General features: G+C 56.9%; 13 protein-coding genes. 8 read left to right on the top strand and 5 right to left on the bottom strand.

Features of this window, described 5'->3' with window-relative positions:
* Positions 1-147: 147 nt before the first annotated feature.
* The 6 genes from A936_RS01680 to msrA all read left to right on the top strand — a co-directional run bounded on the left by A936_RS01680 (position 148) and on the right by msrA (position 7,653).
* Positions 148-2,250, top strand: a complete 2,103-nt coding sequence (locus tag A936_RS01680) for a TonB-dependent siderophore receptor (protein WP_008453959.1) — start codon at positions 148-150, stop codon at positions 2,248-2,250.
* Positions 2,241-3,221, top strand: a complete 981-nt coding sequence (locus tag A936_RS01675; protein ID WP_034807366.1) for an ABC transporter substrate-binding protein — start codon at positions 2,241-2,243, stop codon at positions 3,219-3,221. The genes A936_RS01680 and A936_RS01675 overlap by 10 nt, the downstream gene beginning before the upstream one ends.
* Positions 3,214-3,969 carry a class I SAM-dependent methyltransferase gene (locus A936_RS01670; RefSeq protein ID WP_008453956.1) on the top strand — a complete coding sequence of 252 codons (756 nt, stop codon included), beginning with the start codon at positions 3,214-3,216 and terminating at the stop codon, positions 3,967-3,969. The genes A936_RS01675 and A936_RS01670 overlap by 8 nt, the downstream gene beginning before the upstream one ends.
* A 4-nt stretch (positions 3,970-3,973) precedes the next feature.
* On the top strand, positions 3,974-4,969 hold the full coding sequence (locus A936_RS01665) for a FecCD family ABC transporter permease (protein WP_008453954.1): 996 nt from the start codon (positions 3,974-3,976) through the stop codon (positions 4,967-4,969).
* Positions 4,970-5,157: 188 nt separating this feature from the next.
* The gene (locus tag A936_RS01660) at positions 5,158-6,918 is read left to right on the top strand and encodes a cytochrome c biogenesis protein DipZ (RefSeq protein WP_237717558.1); all 1,761 of its coding nucleotides are present in this window, start codon (positions 5,158-5,160) and stop codon (positions 6,916-6,918) included.
* 15 nt (positions 6,919-6,933) lie between these two features.
* The gene (gene msrA, locus A936_RS01655; RefSeq protein ID WP_008453950.1) at positions 6,934-7,653 is read left to right on the top strand and encodes a peptide-methionine (S)-S-oxide reductase MsrA; all 720 of its coding nucleotides are present in this window, start codon (positions 6,934-6,936) and stop codon (positions 7,651-7,653) included.
* A 54-nt stretch (positions 7,654-7,707) separates the two neighbouring features.
* Here the strand turns inward: msrA and lpxM are convergent, their stop codons facing one another.
* From lpxM to znuA, 3 genes are all read right to left on the bottom strand, one after another.
* Positions 7,708-8,688 carry a lauroyl-Kdo(2)-lipid IV(A) myristoyltransferase gene (gene lpxM, locus A936_RS01650; RefSeq protein WP_008453949.1) on the bottom strand — a complete coding sequence of 327 codons (981 nt, stop codon included), beginning with the start codon at positions 8,686-8,688 and terminating at the stop codon, positions 7,708-7,710.
* A gap of 123 nt (positions 8,689-8,811) precedes the next feature.
* The gene (mepM, locus tag A936_RS01645; RefSeq protein WP_008453947.1) at positions 8,812-10,134 is read right to left on the bottom strand and encodes a murein DD-endopeptidase MepM; all 1,323 of its coding nucleotides are present in this window, start codon (positions 10,132-10,134) and stop codon (positions 8,812-8,814) included.
* 15 nt (positions 10,135-10,149) lie between these two features.
* On the bottom strand, positions 10,150-11,094 hold the full coding sequence (gene znuA, locus A936_RS01640; protein WP_008453945.1) for a zinc ABC transporter substrate-binding protein ZnuA: 945 nt from the start codon (positions 11,092-11,094) through the stop codon (positions 10,150-10,152).
* Positions 11,095-11,173: 79 nt separating this feature from the next.
* Between znuA and znuC the strand changes: the two genes are divergently transcribed.
* Both znuC and znuB read left to right on the top strand, forming a co-directional pair.
* A complete protein-coding gene (gene znuC, locus A936_RS01635) occupies positions 11,174-11,926 on the top strand; it encodes a zinc ABC transporter ATP-binding protein ZnuC (RefSeq protein ID WP_008453942.1) in 753 nt (250 codons plus the stop codon).
* A complete protein-coding gene (gene znuB, locus A936_RS01630) occupies positions 11,926-12,711 on the top strand; it encodes a zinc ABC transporter permease subunit ZnuB (RefSeq protein WP_008453940.1) in 786 nt (261 codons plus the stop codon). Before znuC ends, znuB begins: the two co-directional genes overlap by 1 nt.
* A gap of 55 nt (positions 12,712-12,766) precedes the next feature.
* Here the strand turns inward: znuB and ruvB are convergent, their stop codons facing one another.
* Entirely contained in the window at positions 12,767-13,777 is a 1,011-nt protein-coding gene (gene ruvB, locus A936_RS01625; RefSeq protein WP_008453938.1) for a Holliday junction branch migration DNA helicase RuvB, read from the bottom strand.
* A gap of 8 nt (positions 13,778-13,785) precedes the next feature.
* The gene (gene ruvA, locus A936_RS01620) at positions 13,786-14,397 is read right to left on the bottom strand and encodes a Holliday junction branch migration protein RuvA (protein WP_008453936.1); all 612 of its coding nucleotides are present in this window, start codon (positions 14,395-14,397) and stop codon (positions 13,786-13,788) included.
* Positions 14,398-14,470: the final 73 nt, after the last annotated feature.

Raw genomic sequence — 14,470 nt, 5'->3', positions numbered from 1 at the left:
CTGGCCGTAAACCCACACGCAATACAGCGTTTTAATTTCCACATCATTGTGAAATGATATGTTATAACGTAACAATTGATGGCAAGGTAGAGTCTTACGGCGCCACTTTCTGAACAGGCACGTTCATTCTGAGTCGATACATACACAATGAAAATCAAACGCCCCTTCCCGTATGCCTGCGTCGCATTGACGTTTTTTTCTTCTCCGCTTTTGGCCGCCAGCTGCCCTTCCGCTGAGTGTGAAGAAAACATCACCGTAGAAAGCCGAACGCCCGCAGAAATTCAGCCCGCAGTCGGCACGGCGTCACGCCTGGGCCTGACGGATAAAGAAATCCCCCGCTATGTGGAAACCTTTTCACAAAAAGAGATCCGCGTCCGCGGCGACCGCACGCTGGCCGAAACCGTCAGCCATGCAACCGGCATGTCCGGCGTCGCTTCCCCTACGCTCTCCAATAGCTTCTCACTGCGCGGCTTTATGCCGGTAAGCTGGCTATTGGACGGGATGGAAATGCCAGGCAGCACGCTCCAGTTGGGCAACCCGGCACACTACGGCCAGGTGGATATTTTGCACGGCCCCGGTTCCACCCTGAACGGTTTGAGCGCTACCGCCGGCAGCGTCAATCTTGTGTCACGTCAGCCCAGCTTCGTGGACACACCGGCGATGCTCAACTATCGGTTCGGCAGCTACAGCACCCAGGCATTGCAGGGCGGAGCGGGAGGAACGCTGTTGCAGGACAAAATAGCCTGGCGGCTGGATGCTTCAGGCAGCGGCGGTAACAGTCAGGTCCAGCATGAGCGCAATCGACAGTCGAGGGTCAGCGGCTCGCTGCTCTTCCGCCTGACCGACGACACCACCCTGACGCTCTACGGCGACCGGATGAACAACCGGAGCAACAATCCTTACTTCGGGACCCCATTGATTGAGGGCAAAGCACTGAAGTCACTGCGCGGCCTGAACTACAATAATCTGACCGACGCCACGATTGCCAGCCACGCAACGGCCTTGCAGGCCGTACTGGACAGCACTCTCGCTCCGGGGCTGAGCTTCAACAACCATACCTGGTATTACACCGGCTACCGCGCCTGGCACAACGTGGAACGCTATCGCTACAGCGCAGCAGCTCCGGACTTAGTGAATCGCGACTCCTGGGGCGATCTGAGCCATAAGAATACCCTGCTGGCTAACAGGTCGAGTCTGTCCCTGGACGGTCCTCTGCTGGGGTTCGATAACCGCCTGGTGGCCGGAATCGAGCTGCAAACCAGCCGCTTTGATTATCAAAAAAACGGCTTCCCCGGCTCGCAAGATGTGCCCATATTTAATCCGCCGCGCGAGCCTTTCAGTGCCGAAACCGGCGTTACCCGCACGCCCTGGAGTCGGGTCACTCAACGCCAGTCTGCGGCTTTTCTGGAAGACAGCCTGCAGTTGACCCGCAGCCTCAGCCTGCTAAGCCAGCTGCGCTTTACGAAGCTGGATATGGACTGGCGCTACTACACGCCGGCGCGCAGTGAAAGTCAGACCTACAGCTTCCTGAATTCAGGTCTCGGCCTGAACTGGGATATCACCGACAACACCACGCTATACGTCAGCTATGCCAACGGCAAAGAGGCTGGAGGCGACATCTTTTTCTTAAGCGCCGACCAGACTCATCTGCCGCTGACGCAGTCACAGCAGTGGGAAACAGGGATCAAGAGCCAGTTCTGGGATAACAAAGTGGCCACCCGGCTTGCTCTCTACCAGCTACGTAAAAATAACCTCTTCACTCCTTCAGCTATCACGCCGGGGGAGCTTACCGCCGTGGGGCAGCAGACATCTCGGGGAATTGAGTTTTCCACGACTATTCAGCCCAACGAGCGCTGGGAGATGGCGGGAAATCTGGCCTGGACTCACGCAAGATTTGACCGTTTTAGCGCGGGTAACCCGCCTGAAAATCTGGACGGGAATCAACCGGCTTATGTCCCGACCTGGACCGGCAATCTCGCACTTACCTGGCACCCCATAGCTCCTCTCAGCTTGCGGAGTGACCTGCGCTATGTTGGCAGCAGCTTCAATGACAATCGCAATACCCGACCGATGGACGATTACATTACCCTGGATCTGGCCGCAGAATACCGGCTGACGCCTAAAGTGACCGTGGGTACGCGGGTGCGCAACCTGACCGACACGTTTTATACCTGGCAGCGGACTTACGACGGCCAGGCGCTGATCGCGCCGTCACGCACCTGGGAAGGTTGGGTGACGGTATGGTTCTGAGGACCGTACCAGCGGCTTTAATTCTTGTGGCAGCGGGACTTCTGTTTCCCTCAGCTCTACGGGCTATTACCCTCCCTAATTGTGCTGAACCACAGCGCTTTGCTGCCGTACCGACGCGTATCGTGGTTTACGGCAATCCGGCGCTGGAAAATCTTCTGGCGCTAGGGGCGCAGGAAGAGATTGTCGGCATCGTGGGCTACGATCCAGCCCACGACCCTCAGCACCTGGCTGACGGCAACGCTCTTTCACTGCCGGTCGTGGCAAAGAAGGGGCTCATTTCTGCTGAGGCGCTGCTGATGCTGCATCCTGACATGGTCTACTCCTCAAGCTGGTACTGGTTCTGGTCACCTGAAGGAGCGACCCGCGACCAAATGACATCGTGGGGGATATCGACCTGGCTTTCATCAGGCGCCTGCGGAGGTCAGCAAAGTACCCCAGGGCGAAATATCAGCTTTGATGCGCTGTTTCAGGAAATTGAGGATTTAGCGCAAATCTTACGCCGGGAAAAACAGGGCATGACGCTTGTAGACCAAAACCGAAAGTACCTGGCAGCCCTGCGCCAGCGTGCGGGTACATTGCCCCCGGCGCGTCTCCTCTGGTGGTATTCCGGCACGGATTCACCCTACGTGGCCGGGTGCTGCGGCGCGCCGAATATGCTGAGCATGGCCAGCGGCAGTCAAAATATTTTCTCCGATCTCTCTGCGCTGTGGCCAAACGTTGCCTGGGAAGAGATAGCCCGTCGCGATCCGGACATTTTGGTGCTCGCCGATCTGCCCCGGGGCGGCCCCGGGGATAGTGCCAAAGATAAAATAGCCTTTGTCGAGCATTTCCCTCTCACCGCCGGGCTGCGCGCCGTGAAGGAAAAGAAATTCATCATCCTGTCCGGCTATGACATGGATCCCTCGATCCGCTCGCTGGACGCGCTAAACCGGCTCATTGCCTCACTTTCTACCAAGGAAAAACATGACTGACATCACATGGAACACTCTTGTCACGCTCTGGGATCGGCAGCAAAGCGCTTATATCGCCAGCCGGGAAGCGCGCTTCGACGCCCTGATGGACATACTCGCCCTGCAGTTTGACGATGCCTTTTCACTACTCGAACTCGGGTGTGGGCCGGGTTCCCTCACGAGGCGCATCCTGCAACGGTTCCCTGCTGTGCACGTTACCGCGGTGGATGTTGATCCGGTCATGCTGGCCATCGCCCGTGAAACGCTGCTTCCTTTCGGCGATCGGGTGCGTATTCTTTCGGCCGATTTGGCCACGCCTGACTGGCAGCAAAAAATGGTCGGGGCTCGCCCGGAAGCGATTGTTTCAAGCACCGCGTTACACTGGTTAATGCCCGACAGACAGCATGCTCTGCACGGTGAAATTCATAGAATGCTGGCCGATAACGGCGTGTTCCTGAATGCCGATCACCAGCGTTTTAACCCCGCGGACCTCCACAAGAAAGCGATCAGCGAGCGCCACGATGCCCAAACTCAGCAGCGGGCCTGGGCTCACGGTGCCGTGGACTGGGAGGCGTGGTTTACCCTCGCTAAAGAGATAGAGGACATCGCCAGGCTGATTCCGGCCCGGGAAGCCGTGTTCGCGGGGCGCCTGGTTCCCCCGCCGACAACGGTGGCCTTTCAACTGGCAAGCCTGAGTCAGGCTGGTTTCAGCGAAACAGGCACGCTGTGGCAGCTTATGGACGATTACCTGATTGCCGGCTGGAAATAAGTGCGTGAAGCCGCTGCGCCTGCTGCTGTGTGCCATCGTCACTTTGCTAGGATTGATTTATAGCCTGCGCTACGGGGCAGTCACATTATCCTTGAGCGAAGTGATTCAGCTCCTGAATCCGCGTCCCGCAGAGGATCCCGTGCTGGCCCTGTATCAGAAAATCGTCTGGTCGCTGCGACTGCCCAGGGCGCTGCTGGCGATGGCCTGCGGCGGTGGGCTGGCGCTGGCTGGCGCCGTGCTACAGACATTAACCCGTAACCCGCTGGCTGACCCGTGGCTGCTCGGCATCTCTTCCGGCGCCGGTCTGGGCGCCGTGCTCATTATTGCGCTCGGCGTCCAGCCGCTGCTCATAGCCATGCCCTCCGGCGCGTTTATCGGGGCGCTGACCGCATTCGCTCTGGTTGTGCTGATGGCTGGCCGGGCCGTGACGCAGCCAGCGCGATTTATGCTATCGGGCGTGGCCGTGGGGCAGTTACTGAGCGCCTTCACCTCGCTGATTGTTTTCTGGCAAACGGACGCCACCACCTCACGTGGCTTTACCTTCTGGCTGCTTGGCGCGTTTGGTCAGGCCACCTGGCAGCAGGTCGCGATTTGCAGCGGCGCACTGTTTGTTATCGGCACATTTTGTCTGGCACTGTCCCCGACGCTAAACGTCATGGCGCTGGGTAACGTTGCCGCTCAGGGGCTGGGCGTTAACGTAGCCGCGCTGCAAATGTGGCTCTACCTCTCCATGACGGTATTAACCGCCACGATGGTCGCCTTTTGTGGGGCGATTGGCTTTGTCGGTCTGACCGTTCCACACCTGGCAAAGCTGATGTTCGGCCATCGCCACCAGTGGGTTTTACCCGCCAGCGTGTTCTTTGGCGCGCTGCTGACGCTGGCTTCCGACACGCTGGCGCGCACGCTATTTGCTCCGAGGGAACTGCCTCCCGGCGTCATCACGGCGCTGATCGGCGTGCCGGTGTTTCTTCTCGCCCTGCGCCACCGCCCACAACCCTGACCCCTCCGCCCCCAGGCCGTTTCACACGAACAGGCTCTTGCCCTCCCGCCGCCTCGAGAGTTATCACGAAATTGTTAACTCTTGAGGAGGATTTAGTAAGTATTCTTTTTATAAAGTGCAGGCATAAATACATGAGGAGCTCCGTCTTTCCGCCCGGCTCTCCGTTCTCACTCTGATACAGGAACATCATGATGCTGGTCATTATTCTTGCTTATCTGGGCGGCCTGTTAACCATCGCCAGCCCTTGTATCCTGCCGGTACTGCCGTTTGTTTTTGCACGATCCGACCAGCCGTTTGTCCGCACAGGGCTGCCGCTTCTGGCGGGCATGGCGATAACGTTCACGTTATTCGCAACTCTGGCAGCCGTCGGCGGTGGCTGGGTCGTCGCGGCCAACCAATATGGCCGCGGCGTGGCATTAGTGTTGATGGCAGTGTTTGGTATCACGCTGCTATTCCCTCGCCTGGCTGAGCGCGTCATGCACCCTCTGGTTAACGCGGGTAACTCGCTGTCTAACCGCGTGGCTCCGGGCCAGCCAGCGGGTCCAGGCGCTTCATTTTTACTAGGTATTGCAACCGGGCTGCTTTGGGCGCCTTGCGCAGGTCCCATTCTGGGACTGGTGTTGACCGGTGCGGCCCTGCAGGGGGCAAATGTAGGCTCTACGCTGTTGCTGTTGTCTTATGCCGCAGGTGCGGCCACCTCGCTGGCGCTGGCGCTTTTGATCGGTGGCAAAGTATTCAGCGCCATGAAACGCTCTCTGGGCGTAGGGGAATGGATCCGTCGAATTCTGGGCGCAGGGATGTTACTGGGCGTCGTCGCTATTTCTTTTGGCTTAGATACCGGCGTCCTGGCCCGACTTTCTACAGCGTCAACCGGCGGCATCGAACAAGCGCTGGTGAAACGCCTCTCTCCAGACAGCACCACGGCCAATGCCCCCACGCCCGCCTCCGTGGTGAAAACGTCAGATGACGACACCATTCCAACGTTGACCGATGCTGGCGTGATGCCTTCGTTGAGCGGTGCGACGCAGTGGCTAAACTCGCCACCACTGACTGCTGAATCGCTGAAAGGCAAAGTCGTCCTCGTCGATTTCTGGACTTACTCCTGCATTAACTGCCTGCGTTCTTTACCGTATGTGAAAGCCTGGGCCGAAAAATACCGCGACCAGGGCCTGGTGGTGATTGGCGTCCACGCGCCGGAGTTCGCTTTTGAGCGTGACGTCAATAACGTGACCAAAGAAGCGAAGAAACTGGGCGTCACTTATCCCATCGCCATTGATAACGATTACAGTATCTGGCGGGCGTTCAATAACCAGTACTGGCCAGCACATTACTTTATTGATGCCAGCGGCCATATTCGCTACGAGCACTTTGGCGAAGGCGACTATGCGCAATCTGAACGCGTTATTCAGGAGCTGCTGCGCCAGGCAGGCGCTAAAAATGTTAACAGCGGCATCAGCACCGTTTCTGCCAGCGGCGTAGAGCAGGCGGCCAGCGGCCAGAATGACATCTCTCCAGAAACCTACCTCGGCTATATGCGGGCGCAGAACTTTGCCTCTGGCGAAGTCACCGGAGATAAACCGACAGACTACAAAAAGCCTTCCGCACTGCCGCTGGACAGCTGGGGACTCGAAGGTAACTGGACCATCGGCGGGGAGAACATCACGCTTAATCGCCCGAATGGCCGCATTGTTTACCAGTTTCATGCTCGCGATCTGCACCTCGTTCTCGGCCCTGGCACAGCAGGCAAGCCGGTGCGTTTTAAAGTCACAATCGACGACCAGGCGCCCGGCAGCGTTCACGGTTCAGATGTTGCCCCGGACGGCAGCGGCACGGTGACGGAACAGCGCCTTTACCAGCTGATTCGCCAGTCGAGCGGCAGCGGCGAACACACGTTCAGTATTGAATTTGAAGATCCGGGCGTGAACGCCTATGCCTTCACGTTCGGTTAACCGGGGAGCATTACGATGAAACCGACACTCTTTTCATCCACCAAACGCCGGGTAGCGTTGTTCAGCGCGCCTGCACTTATCGTTGCTGCACTTGTCTTTCAGAATACGGCCTGGTCCGAACCCGAACGTGCGGTGGCGATCCCTGCACCACTGCAGGATGAGTCGCCCACGGGCCAACATCTTGAAACCGCCGTCTTTGCCGGGGGGTGTTTCTGGGGTGTTCAGGGCGTCTTTCAGCATGTTAAAGGCGTGACCAGCGCAATATCTGGCTATACGGGCGGTAAAGCACGGACGGCGAATTATGAGACGGTCAGCATGGGGATGACCGGGCACGCCGAATCCGTGCAGGTTATCTTTGATCCAGCCAAAGTGACCTATGGTCAGCTATTACAGGTCTTCTTTTCCGTCGCGCACAACCCCACGGAGCTAAACCGCCAGGGGCCGGATTACGGAACGCAATACCGTTCTACCGTTTTTCCGCTCAGCGAATCACAGGCGAAGGTGGCCAAAGCGTATATCACGCAGCTTAACGCCAGCCATAGGTTTAGTGCGCCGCTGGTCACCACGATTGAAGAACATGCGCAGTTCTACCCGGCAGAGAAATATCACCAGAATTTCCTGCACGACAACCCAAGCTACCCTTACATCGCGATCAACGACATCCCGAAAGTCGAACAGCTTAAACAGCTCTTCCCGGCGCTGTGGAACAACGATCCGGTGCTGGTGAAAGGGTGAAAAAAACCGCGCCCGTGAAAGACAGTGGCGCGGTTTTCCATTACGCAATATGCGCTATTTTTTCTTTTTCGGGTACAGCTCATCCCGGCAGTAAGGCTCTATCTCGCCCTCTTTACGGGTCTTCAGGAGCTTGAGGATCCAGGTATATTGCTCCGGATGCGGGCCCACCAGCAATTCCACCTCTTCGTTCATCCGGCGGGCGATGGTATGGTCATCGGCGTCGAGCAGATCATCCATCGGCGGGCGGATAAAAATATCCAGCCGGTGAGTGTCGCTGTTATAAACCGGGAACAGCGGGATCACGCGGGCACGACACACTTTCATCAGGCGCCCAATGGCCGGGAGAGTTGCTTTGTAGGTCGCAAAGAAATCGACAAATTCGCTGTGTTCTGGGCCATGATCCTGATCGGGAAGATAGTAACCCCAATAGCCCTGGCGAACGGAACTGATAAACGGTTTGATCCCGTCGTTGCGGGCATGCATCCGGCCGCCAAAGCGACGGCGCACCGTATTCCAGACATAGTCAAACAGCTGGTTGCCCTGGTTGTGGAACATCGCCGCCATTTTCTGGCCTTCAGAGGCCATCAGCATGGCCGGAATATCGACGGCCCAGCCGTGCGGCACGAGGAAAATCACGTTCTCCCCTTTCGCCCGGATCTCGTCCACTATCTCTTTGCCGTGCCAGTCCACTCGAGCCATGACCTTTTTCGGGTCACGCAGCCCCAACTCCGCCATTAGCACCATCGCCTGCGGCGCCGTGGCGAACATGCGATCGATGATTGATTCACGCTCGGCTTCCGGTAAATCCGGGAAGCAGTAAAGCAGGTTAATTTGTGCCCGGCGTCTGGCGCTTTTGCCCAGGCGCCCCGCTAAGCGCCCAATTTTCCCCAGCAAAGGATCCCGGAGTCCCGGAGGAAGAAGCGCCAGCCCGACAAAAGCGCCAACGCCAAGCCATGCGCCCCAGTAACGCGGGTGCAAAAAGGCTTTTTGAAATTCAGGGATAAACTCACTGTGGTTTTTTTTTGCTTTTTCCATGCGGCTCTCAGTAGTTCGCCAGCAGTCTGGCGAGACAAATTTATCGTTATTTTAGCGGGGCTGCGGCCAGCAGACAAAAGAAAAAGCCGGTTACAAGAACCGGCTTTTCGTCGAAGGGAAAAATCAGTCGATACGCAGCTGCGGCAGTACGTCTTTAACCTGCGCCAGGTAATCACTGCGATCGGAGCCGGTCAGGCCCTCAGAACGCGGCAGTTTGGCCGTCAGCGGGTTAACCGCCTGCTGGTTGATCCACACTTCGTAATGCAGATGCGGGCCGGTAGAACGCCCGGTATTGCCAGACAGTGCAATACGGTCACCGCGCTTCACTTTCTGTCCAGGTTTCACCAGCAGCTTCTTAAGGTGCATGTAACGGGTGGTATAAGTCCGGCCATGGCGGATAGCCACAAAGTAACCTGCGGCCCCGCTGCGCTTCGCCATTACCACTTCACCATCCCCGACAGCCAGTACAGGTGTTCCCTGTGGCATCGCAAAATCAACGCCTTTGTGCGGCGCGACGCGGCCGGTCACCGGGTTAAGACGACGAGGGTTGAAGTTAGAGGAAACGCGGAACTGCTTCACGGTTGGGAAACGCATAAAGCCTTTGGCCAGGCCCGACCCGTTGCGATCGTAAAACTTGCCGTCTTCCGCACGGATAGCGTAATAATCTTTTCCGTCACTGCGCAGGCGCACGCCGACCAGTTGGCTCTGCTCACGCTTGCCGTCCAGCATTTCGCGGGACATCAACACGGAGAATTCATCGCCCTTCTTCAGCTTGCGGAAGTCCATCTGCCACTGCATGGCTTTGATAACAGAACTGATTTCTGCGCTAGTCAAACCGGCATCACGTGCGCTGGAAACAAAACTTGCCCCCACCGTGCCCTTCAGCACGCTGTTAACCCAATCGCCCTGCTGGGTTTCGCTGCTCATTTTGAAACCGTTATCAGTGCGATCGTAAGTGCGCGTTTCGCGGCGCGACATTTCCCAGGTCAGACGCTGCAAATCGCCGTCTGCGTTAAGCGTCCAGGAAAGCTGCTGACCAATTTTCATGTTTCGCAGGTCTTTATCAGCGGAAGCGAGCTGGCTGATGTCGCCCATATCGATGCCGTACTGATTCAGAATGCTGCTTAGCGTATCGCCTGTGGAGACGACATATTCATGAACGCCCGCTTCGCCGGAGGTTTTATCATCCAGCTCATCCTGAGGCAGGGTGTCATCTTCGGCGTCCGGGGACTGGTCGAGGGGTTCGCTGGCTTCCGGCAGCAGCGAATGTATTTCGCTTTTTTGAAGTTCGATGGTCTTGATTATCGGACTGGACTGCGGATGGTAAATTGACGGTCGCCATACCGCGACCGCCAGAGTGAGAACCGTAAGCGACCCCAGCATAACGCGATGGGGCCGTGATAAATTGTCAAATGCCATGGCGACAGAGCGGGCTATCTGTTGCACGTATTCACTTCCTCGTTAATCTCCTTTCAGGCAGCTCGCATACTGGTTCGCAAGTCCGGTCATAAACTGCATATAGCTGTTTTTACCCAATGCGACTTCAATTCCCAGAGGATCTAAGGTGCCGGAGCGAACGTTAGTGCCTCTGGCAACGGCGTTAATTACCGCTGGCCTGAATTGTGGCTCAGCAAAAACGCAAACCGCTTTATGCTCAACCAACTGTGTTCTGATTTCATGTAAACGCTGCGCACCAGGCTGTATTTCAGGGTTAACGGTAAAGTGGCCAAGCGGCGTTAAACCGTACTGTTTTTCAAAGTAGCCATAGGCGTCATGAAAAACGAAATACCCTTTTCCTTTCAGCGGTGCCAGCACGGAACCCACCTGTTTATCGGCGTCGGCTAAGCCTGACTCGAAATCTTTCAGGTTGGCGTCAAGTTTGGCTCGATTTTCGGGCATAAGTTCCACTAATTTATCGTGGATTGCAACCGCCGACAGCCGCGCTACTTCTGGGGAGAGCCAAATGTGCAAGTTGTATTCACCGTGATGGTGATCTGCGTCACTCTTTGCGCCATGGCCATGTTCATCGCCGTGCTCATGGTCGTCGTCGTCACCGCCTTTCATGAGCAGCGGTTTCACGCCGGCAAGCGCCGCCAGCTCAAGCTGTTTTTGCTCGGGAAGCTGACGCACAGACTTCTGCATGAAAGCTTCCATTTCTGGCCCAACCCATACAACTAAGTCCGCGCCCTGTAAGCGTTTTACATCGGACGGACGAAGTGCATAGTCGTGCTCAGAGGCGCCATCAGGCAGTAATACTTCTGTGCCAGTCACCCCGTCGGCAATGGCTGAAGCGATAAAGCCCAGAGGCTTGATGGACGCCACAACGGCGGCGTTGGTGTTGGTGACGGCAGAGCCCCAGAGGGCAGCGGAAAATGCAGCGAAAAGAAGTGTCTTTTTATGTAACATAATGCAACTTATCATCGTGGAAATCAGAATAATTGTGATATTATAACATCCGCTAACTTATGCAACCCCTGAAATTGCCATGACAAATTTGGTTGAACTGGAAAATATCTCGGTCTCTTTTGGCCAGCGACGCGTGCTGGCTGATATCTCACTTGCGCTAAAGCCCGGCCGTATTCTTACGTTGCTGGGGCCTAACGGTGCCGGTAAATCCACCTTAGTGCGTGTCGTGCTTGGGCTGGTCACACCCGATCAGGGTGTCATCAAGCGCGACCAGCATCTGCGCATTGGCTACGTGCCGCAAAAACTTCATTTGGACGCCACGCTGCCGCTCACGGTTAGTCGTTTCCTGCGCCTGCGTCCGGGAGTGAAAAAAGCCGACATTCTCCCGGCACTTAAACGCGTGCAGGCTGCTCATTTGATAGATGCGCCAATGCAGAAGCTCTCTGGCGGTGAAAACCAACGCGTTCTGCTGGCGCGAGCGTTGTTGAATGAGCCTCACCTGCTGGTACTGGATGAACCCACCCAGGGCGTGGACGTCAACGGCCAGCTCGCGCTTTATAATCTGATTGACCAGCTTCGCCATGAGCTGAACTGCGCGGTGCTGATGGTTTCTCATGATCTGCACCTCGTCATGGCCAAAACCGATGAGGTGCTGTGCCTGAACCACCATATTTGCTGCTCCGGTACGCCAGAAGTCGTCTCCACCCATCCTGAGTTTATCTCGATGTTTGGGCCCATCGGTGCCGAACAACTGGGCATTTATCGCCACCATCATAACCACCGTCACGATCTGCAGGGTCGCATCGTTCTGCGCAGAGGGAATGGACAGTAATGCTTGAATTGTTGTTGCCCGGCTGGCTGGCCGGGATTTTGCTCGCCTGTGCGGCAGGGCCGCTGGGCTCTTTTGTGGTCTGGCGTCGGATGTCTTATTTTGGCGATACGCTGGCTCACGCCTCATTGCTGGGCGTCGCGTTTGGTCTGCTGCTCAATGTGAACCCTTTTTATGCCGTTATCGCAGTGACGTTGTTACTTGCTATTGGCCTGGTCTGGCTGGAGAAACGCCCTCACCTCGCCATTGATACTCTGCTGGGTATTATGGCGCACAGCGCCCTGTCGCTCGGTCTGGTGGTGGTCAGCCTGATGTCTAACGTCCGCGTCGATCTCATGGCTTACCTTTTCGGCGATTTACTGTCAGTCACGCCGTCGGACATTATCTCCATTGCCGCTGGCGTGGCCGTGGTGCTTGGCGTACTGGCCTGGCAGTGGCGTAGCCTGCTGGCGATGACCATCAGCCCGGACCTTGCCCACGTGGACGGCGTCAATCTTCAGCGAGTGAAAATGCTGTTGATGCTGGTGACCGCCCTCACCATCGGTGTTGCAATGAAATTCGTCGGGGCACTCATCATTACCTCACTGCTGATTATACCGGCCGCAACCGCGCGGCGCTTCGCCCGAACGCCGGAACAAATGGCGGGCTTTGCGGTTCTCATTGGTATGATTGCCGTCACCGGCGGGCTGGCTTTCTCGGCACTTTACGATACTCCGGCAGGTCCATCCGTAGTGCTGGCCGCCGCCGCGCTGTTTATTCTTAGCATGGCTAAAAAGCAGCCGGCTTAAACCTCACGTAGACACGAAAAAGGCGCCCTGAGGCGCCTTTTTTATTGCGGAATATTCACGGCTGAGCCGGAGGGACAATCCCAAAGTGCGTCCAGGCCCGCGGCGTGGCAATACGCCCGCGCGGCGTTCGCTGCAGAAAGCCCTGCTGAATCAGGAACGGCTCCAGCACGTCCTCAATGGTTTCTCGCTCTTCGCCGATAGCGGCGGCAAGGTTATCCAGCCCAACCGGGCCACCGAGGAACTTGTCGATCACCGCCAGCAACAGCTTGCGATCCATGTAATCAAACCCTTCGCTATCCACATTCAGCATGTCCAGCGCCTGCGCTGCTACTTCGGCAGTAATCGCCCCGTCATGCTTTACTTCAGCAAAGTCGCGAACGCGGCGAAGTAAGCGGTTGGCAATACGCGGCGTACCGCGAGCGCGGCGGGCAACTTCCAGAGCACCATCATCGCTCATCTCCAGCCCAAGCACGCTGGCGCTGCGCCCGACAATATGCTGCAGGTCGGCCACCTGATAAAACTCCAGCCGCTGCACAATCCCGAAACGGTCGCGCAAGGGCGAAGTCAGGGAGCCCGCGCGGGTGGTCGCGCCAATCAGAGTGAACGGAGGGAGATCGATTTTAATCGAACGGGCAGCCGGGCCTTCGCCAATCATGATATCCAGCTGATAGTCTTCCATCGCCGGATACAGCACCTCTTCCACCACCGGGGAAAGGCGGTGGATCTCATCGATAAACAGTACGTCGTGAGGCTCAAGATTGGTTAGCATTGCCGCCAGATCGCCAGCTTTCTCCAGCACCGGGCCGGAGGTGGTTCGCAAATTCACGCCCATCTCGTTGGCCACGATGTTAGCCAGGGTGGTTTTCCCCAGCCCCGGTGGGCCAAAAATCAGCAGATGATCGAGCGCATCGCCGCGCAGCTTGGCCGCCTGAATGAAGATTTCCATCTGCGAGCGCACGTGCGGCTGCCCGACATACTCTTCGAGCAGCTTTGGGCGAATGGCACGATCGATTAACTCGTCCTGGGTGATATTTCCTGGGGATACCAGGCGGTCTGCTTCAATCATCCTCTACCTCATAGCGCCGCGCGGAGCGCTTCGCGGATCAGGGTTTCGCTGTCGGCACCGGCACGGCCCACTTTGCTGACCATGCGGCTGGCTTCCTGTGGTTTATAGCCCAGAGAAACGAGGGCAGCAACGGCTTCCTGCTCGGCATCGTCGGCCTGGCCGTTATCCGGCGAGGTTAGCACCAGATCGGCTGCAGGGGTAAACAGGTCGCCATGCATGCCTTTGAAGCGGTCTTTCATCTCCACAATCAGGCGCTCGGCGGTTTTCTTACCCACGCCCGGCAGCTTGATAAGGGAGCCAATTTCTTCGCGCTCGACGGCATTCACGAACTGCTGAGCCGACATCCCGGAGAGAATAGCCAGCGCCAGTTTTGGCCCCACGCCGTTCACTTTAATCAGCTCACGGAACAGCGTCCGCTCCTGCTTATTGTTAAACCCGTAAAGCAGCTGAGCGTCTTCACGCACCACGAACTGAGTGAACACCACCGCCTCTTTGCCAATGTCCGGCAGCTCATAGAAGCAGGTCATCGGCATATACACTTCGTAACCCACGCCGTTGGTTTCCAGCAATACCAATGGGGGCTGCTTTTCCAGAACGATGCCTCTGAGTCGACCTATCACAATGTGCTCCTGCGTATTTACGTTGATGCGCGAAAAAGTAACGCTATGATATAAAAAAGGCTGGATAGATATC

It is taken from the genome of Enterobacter sp. Ag1 (assembly GCA_000277545.1).
Lineage (GTDB): Bacteria > Pseudomonadota > Gammaproteobacteria > Enterobacterales > Enterobacteriaceae > Cedecea.
Note: the sequence above shows the minus strand (reverse complement) of the source record. Positions and strands in the feature narration are given on the sequence as shown.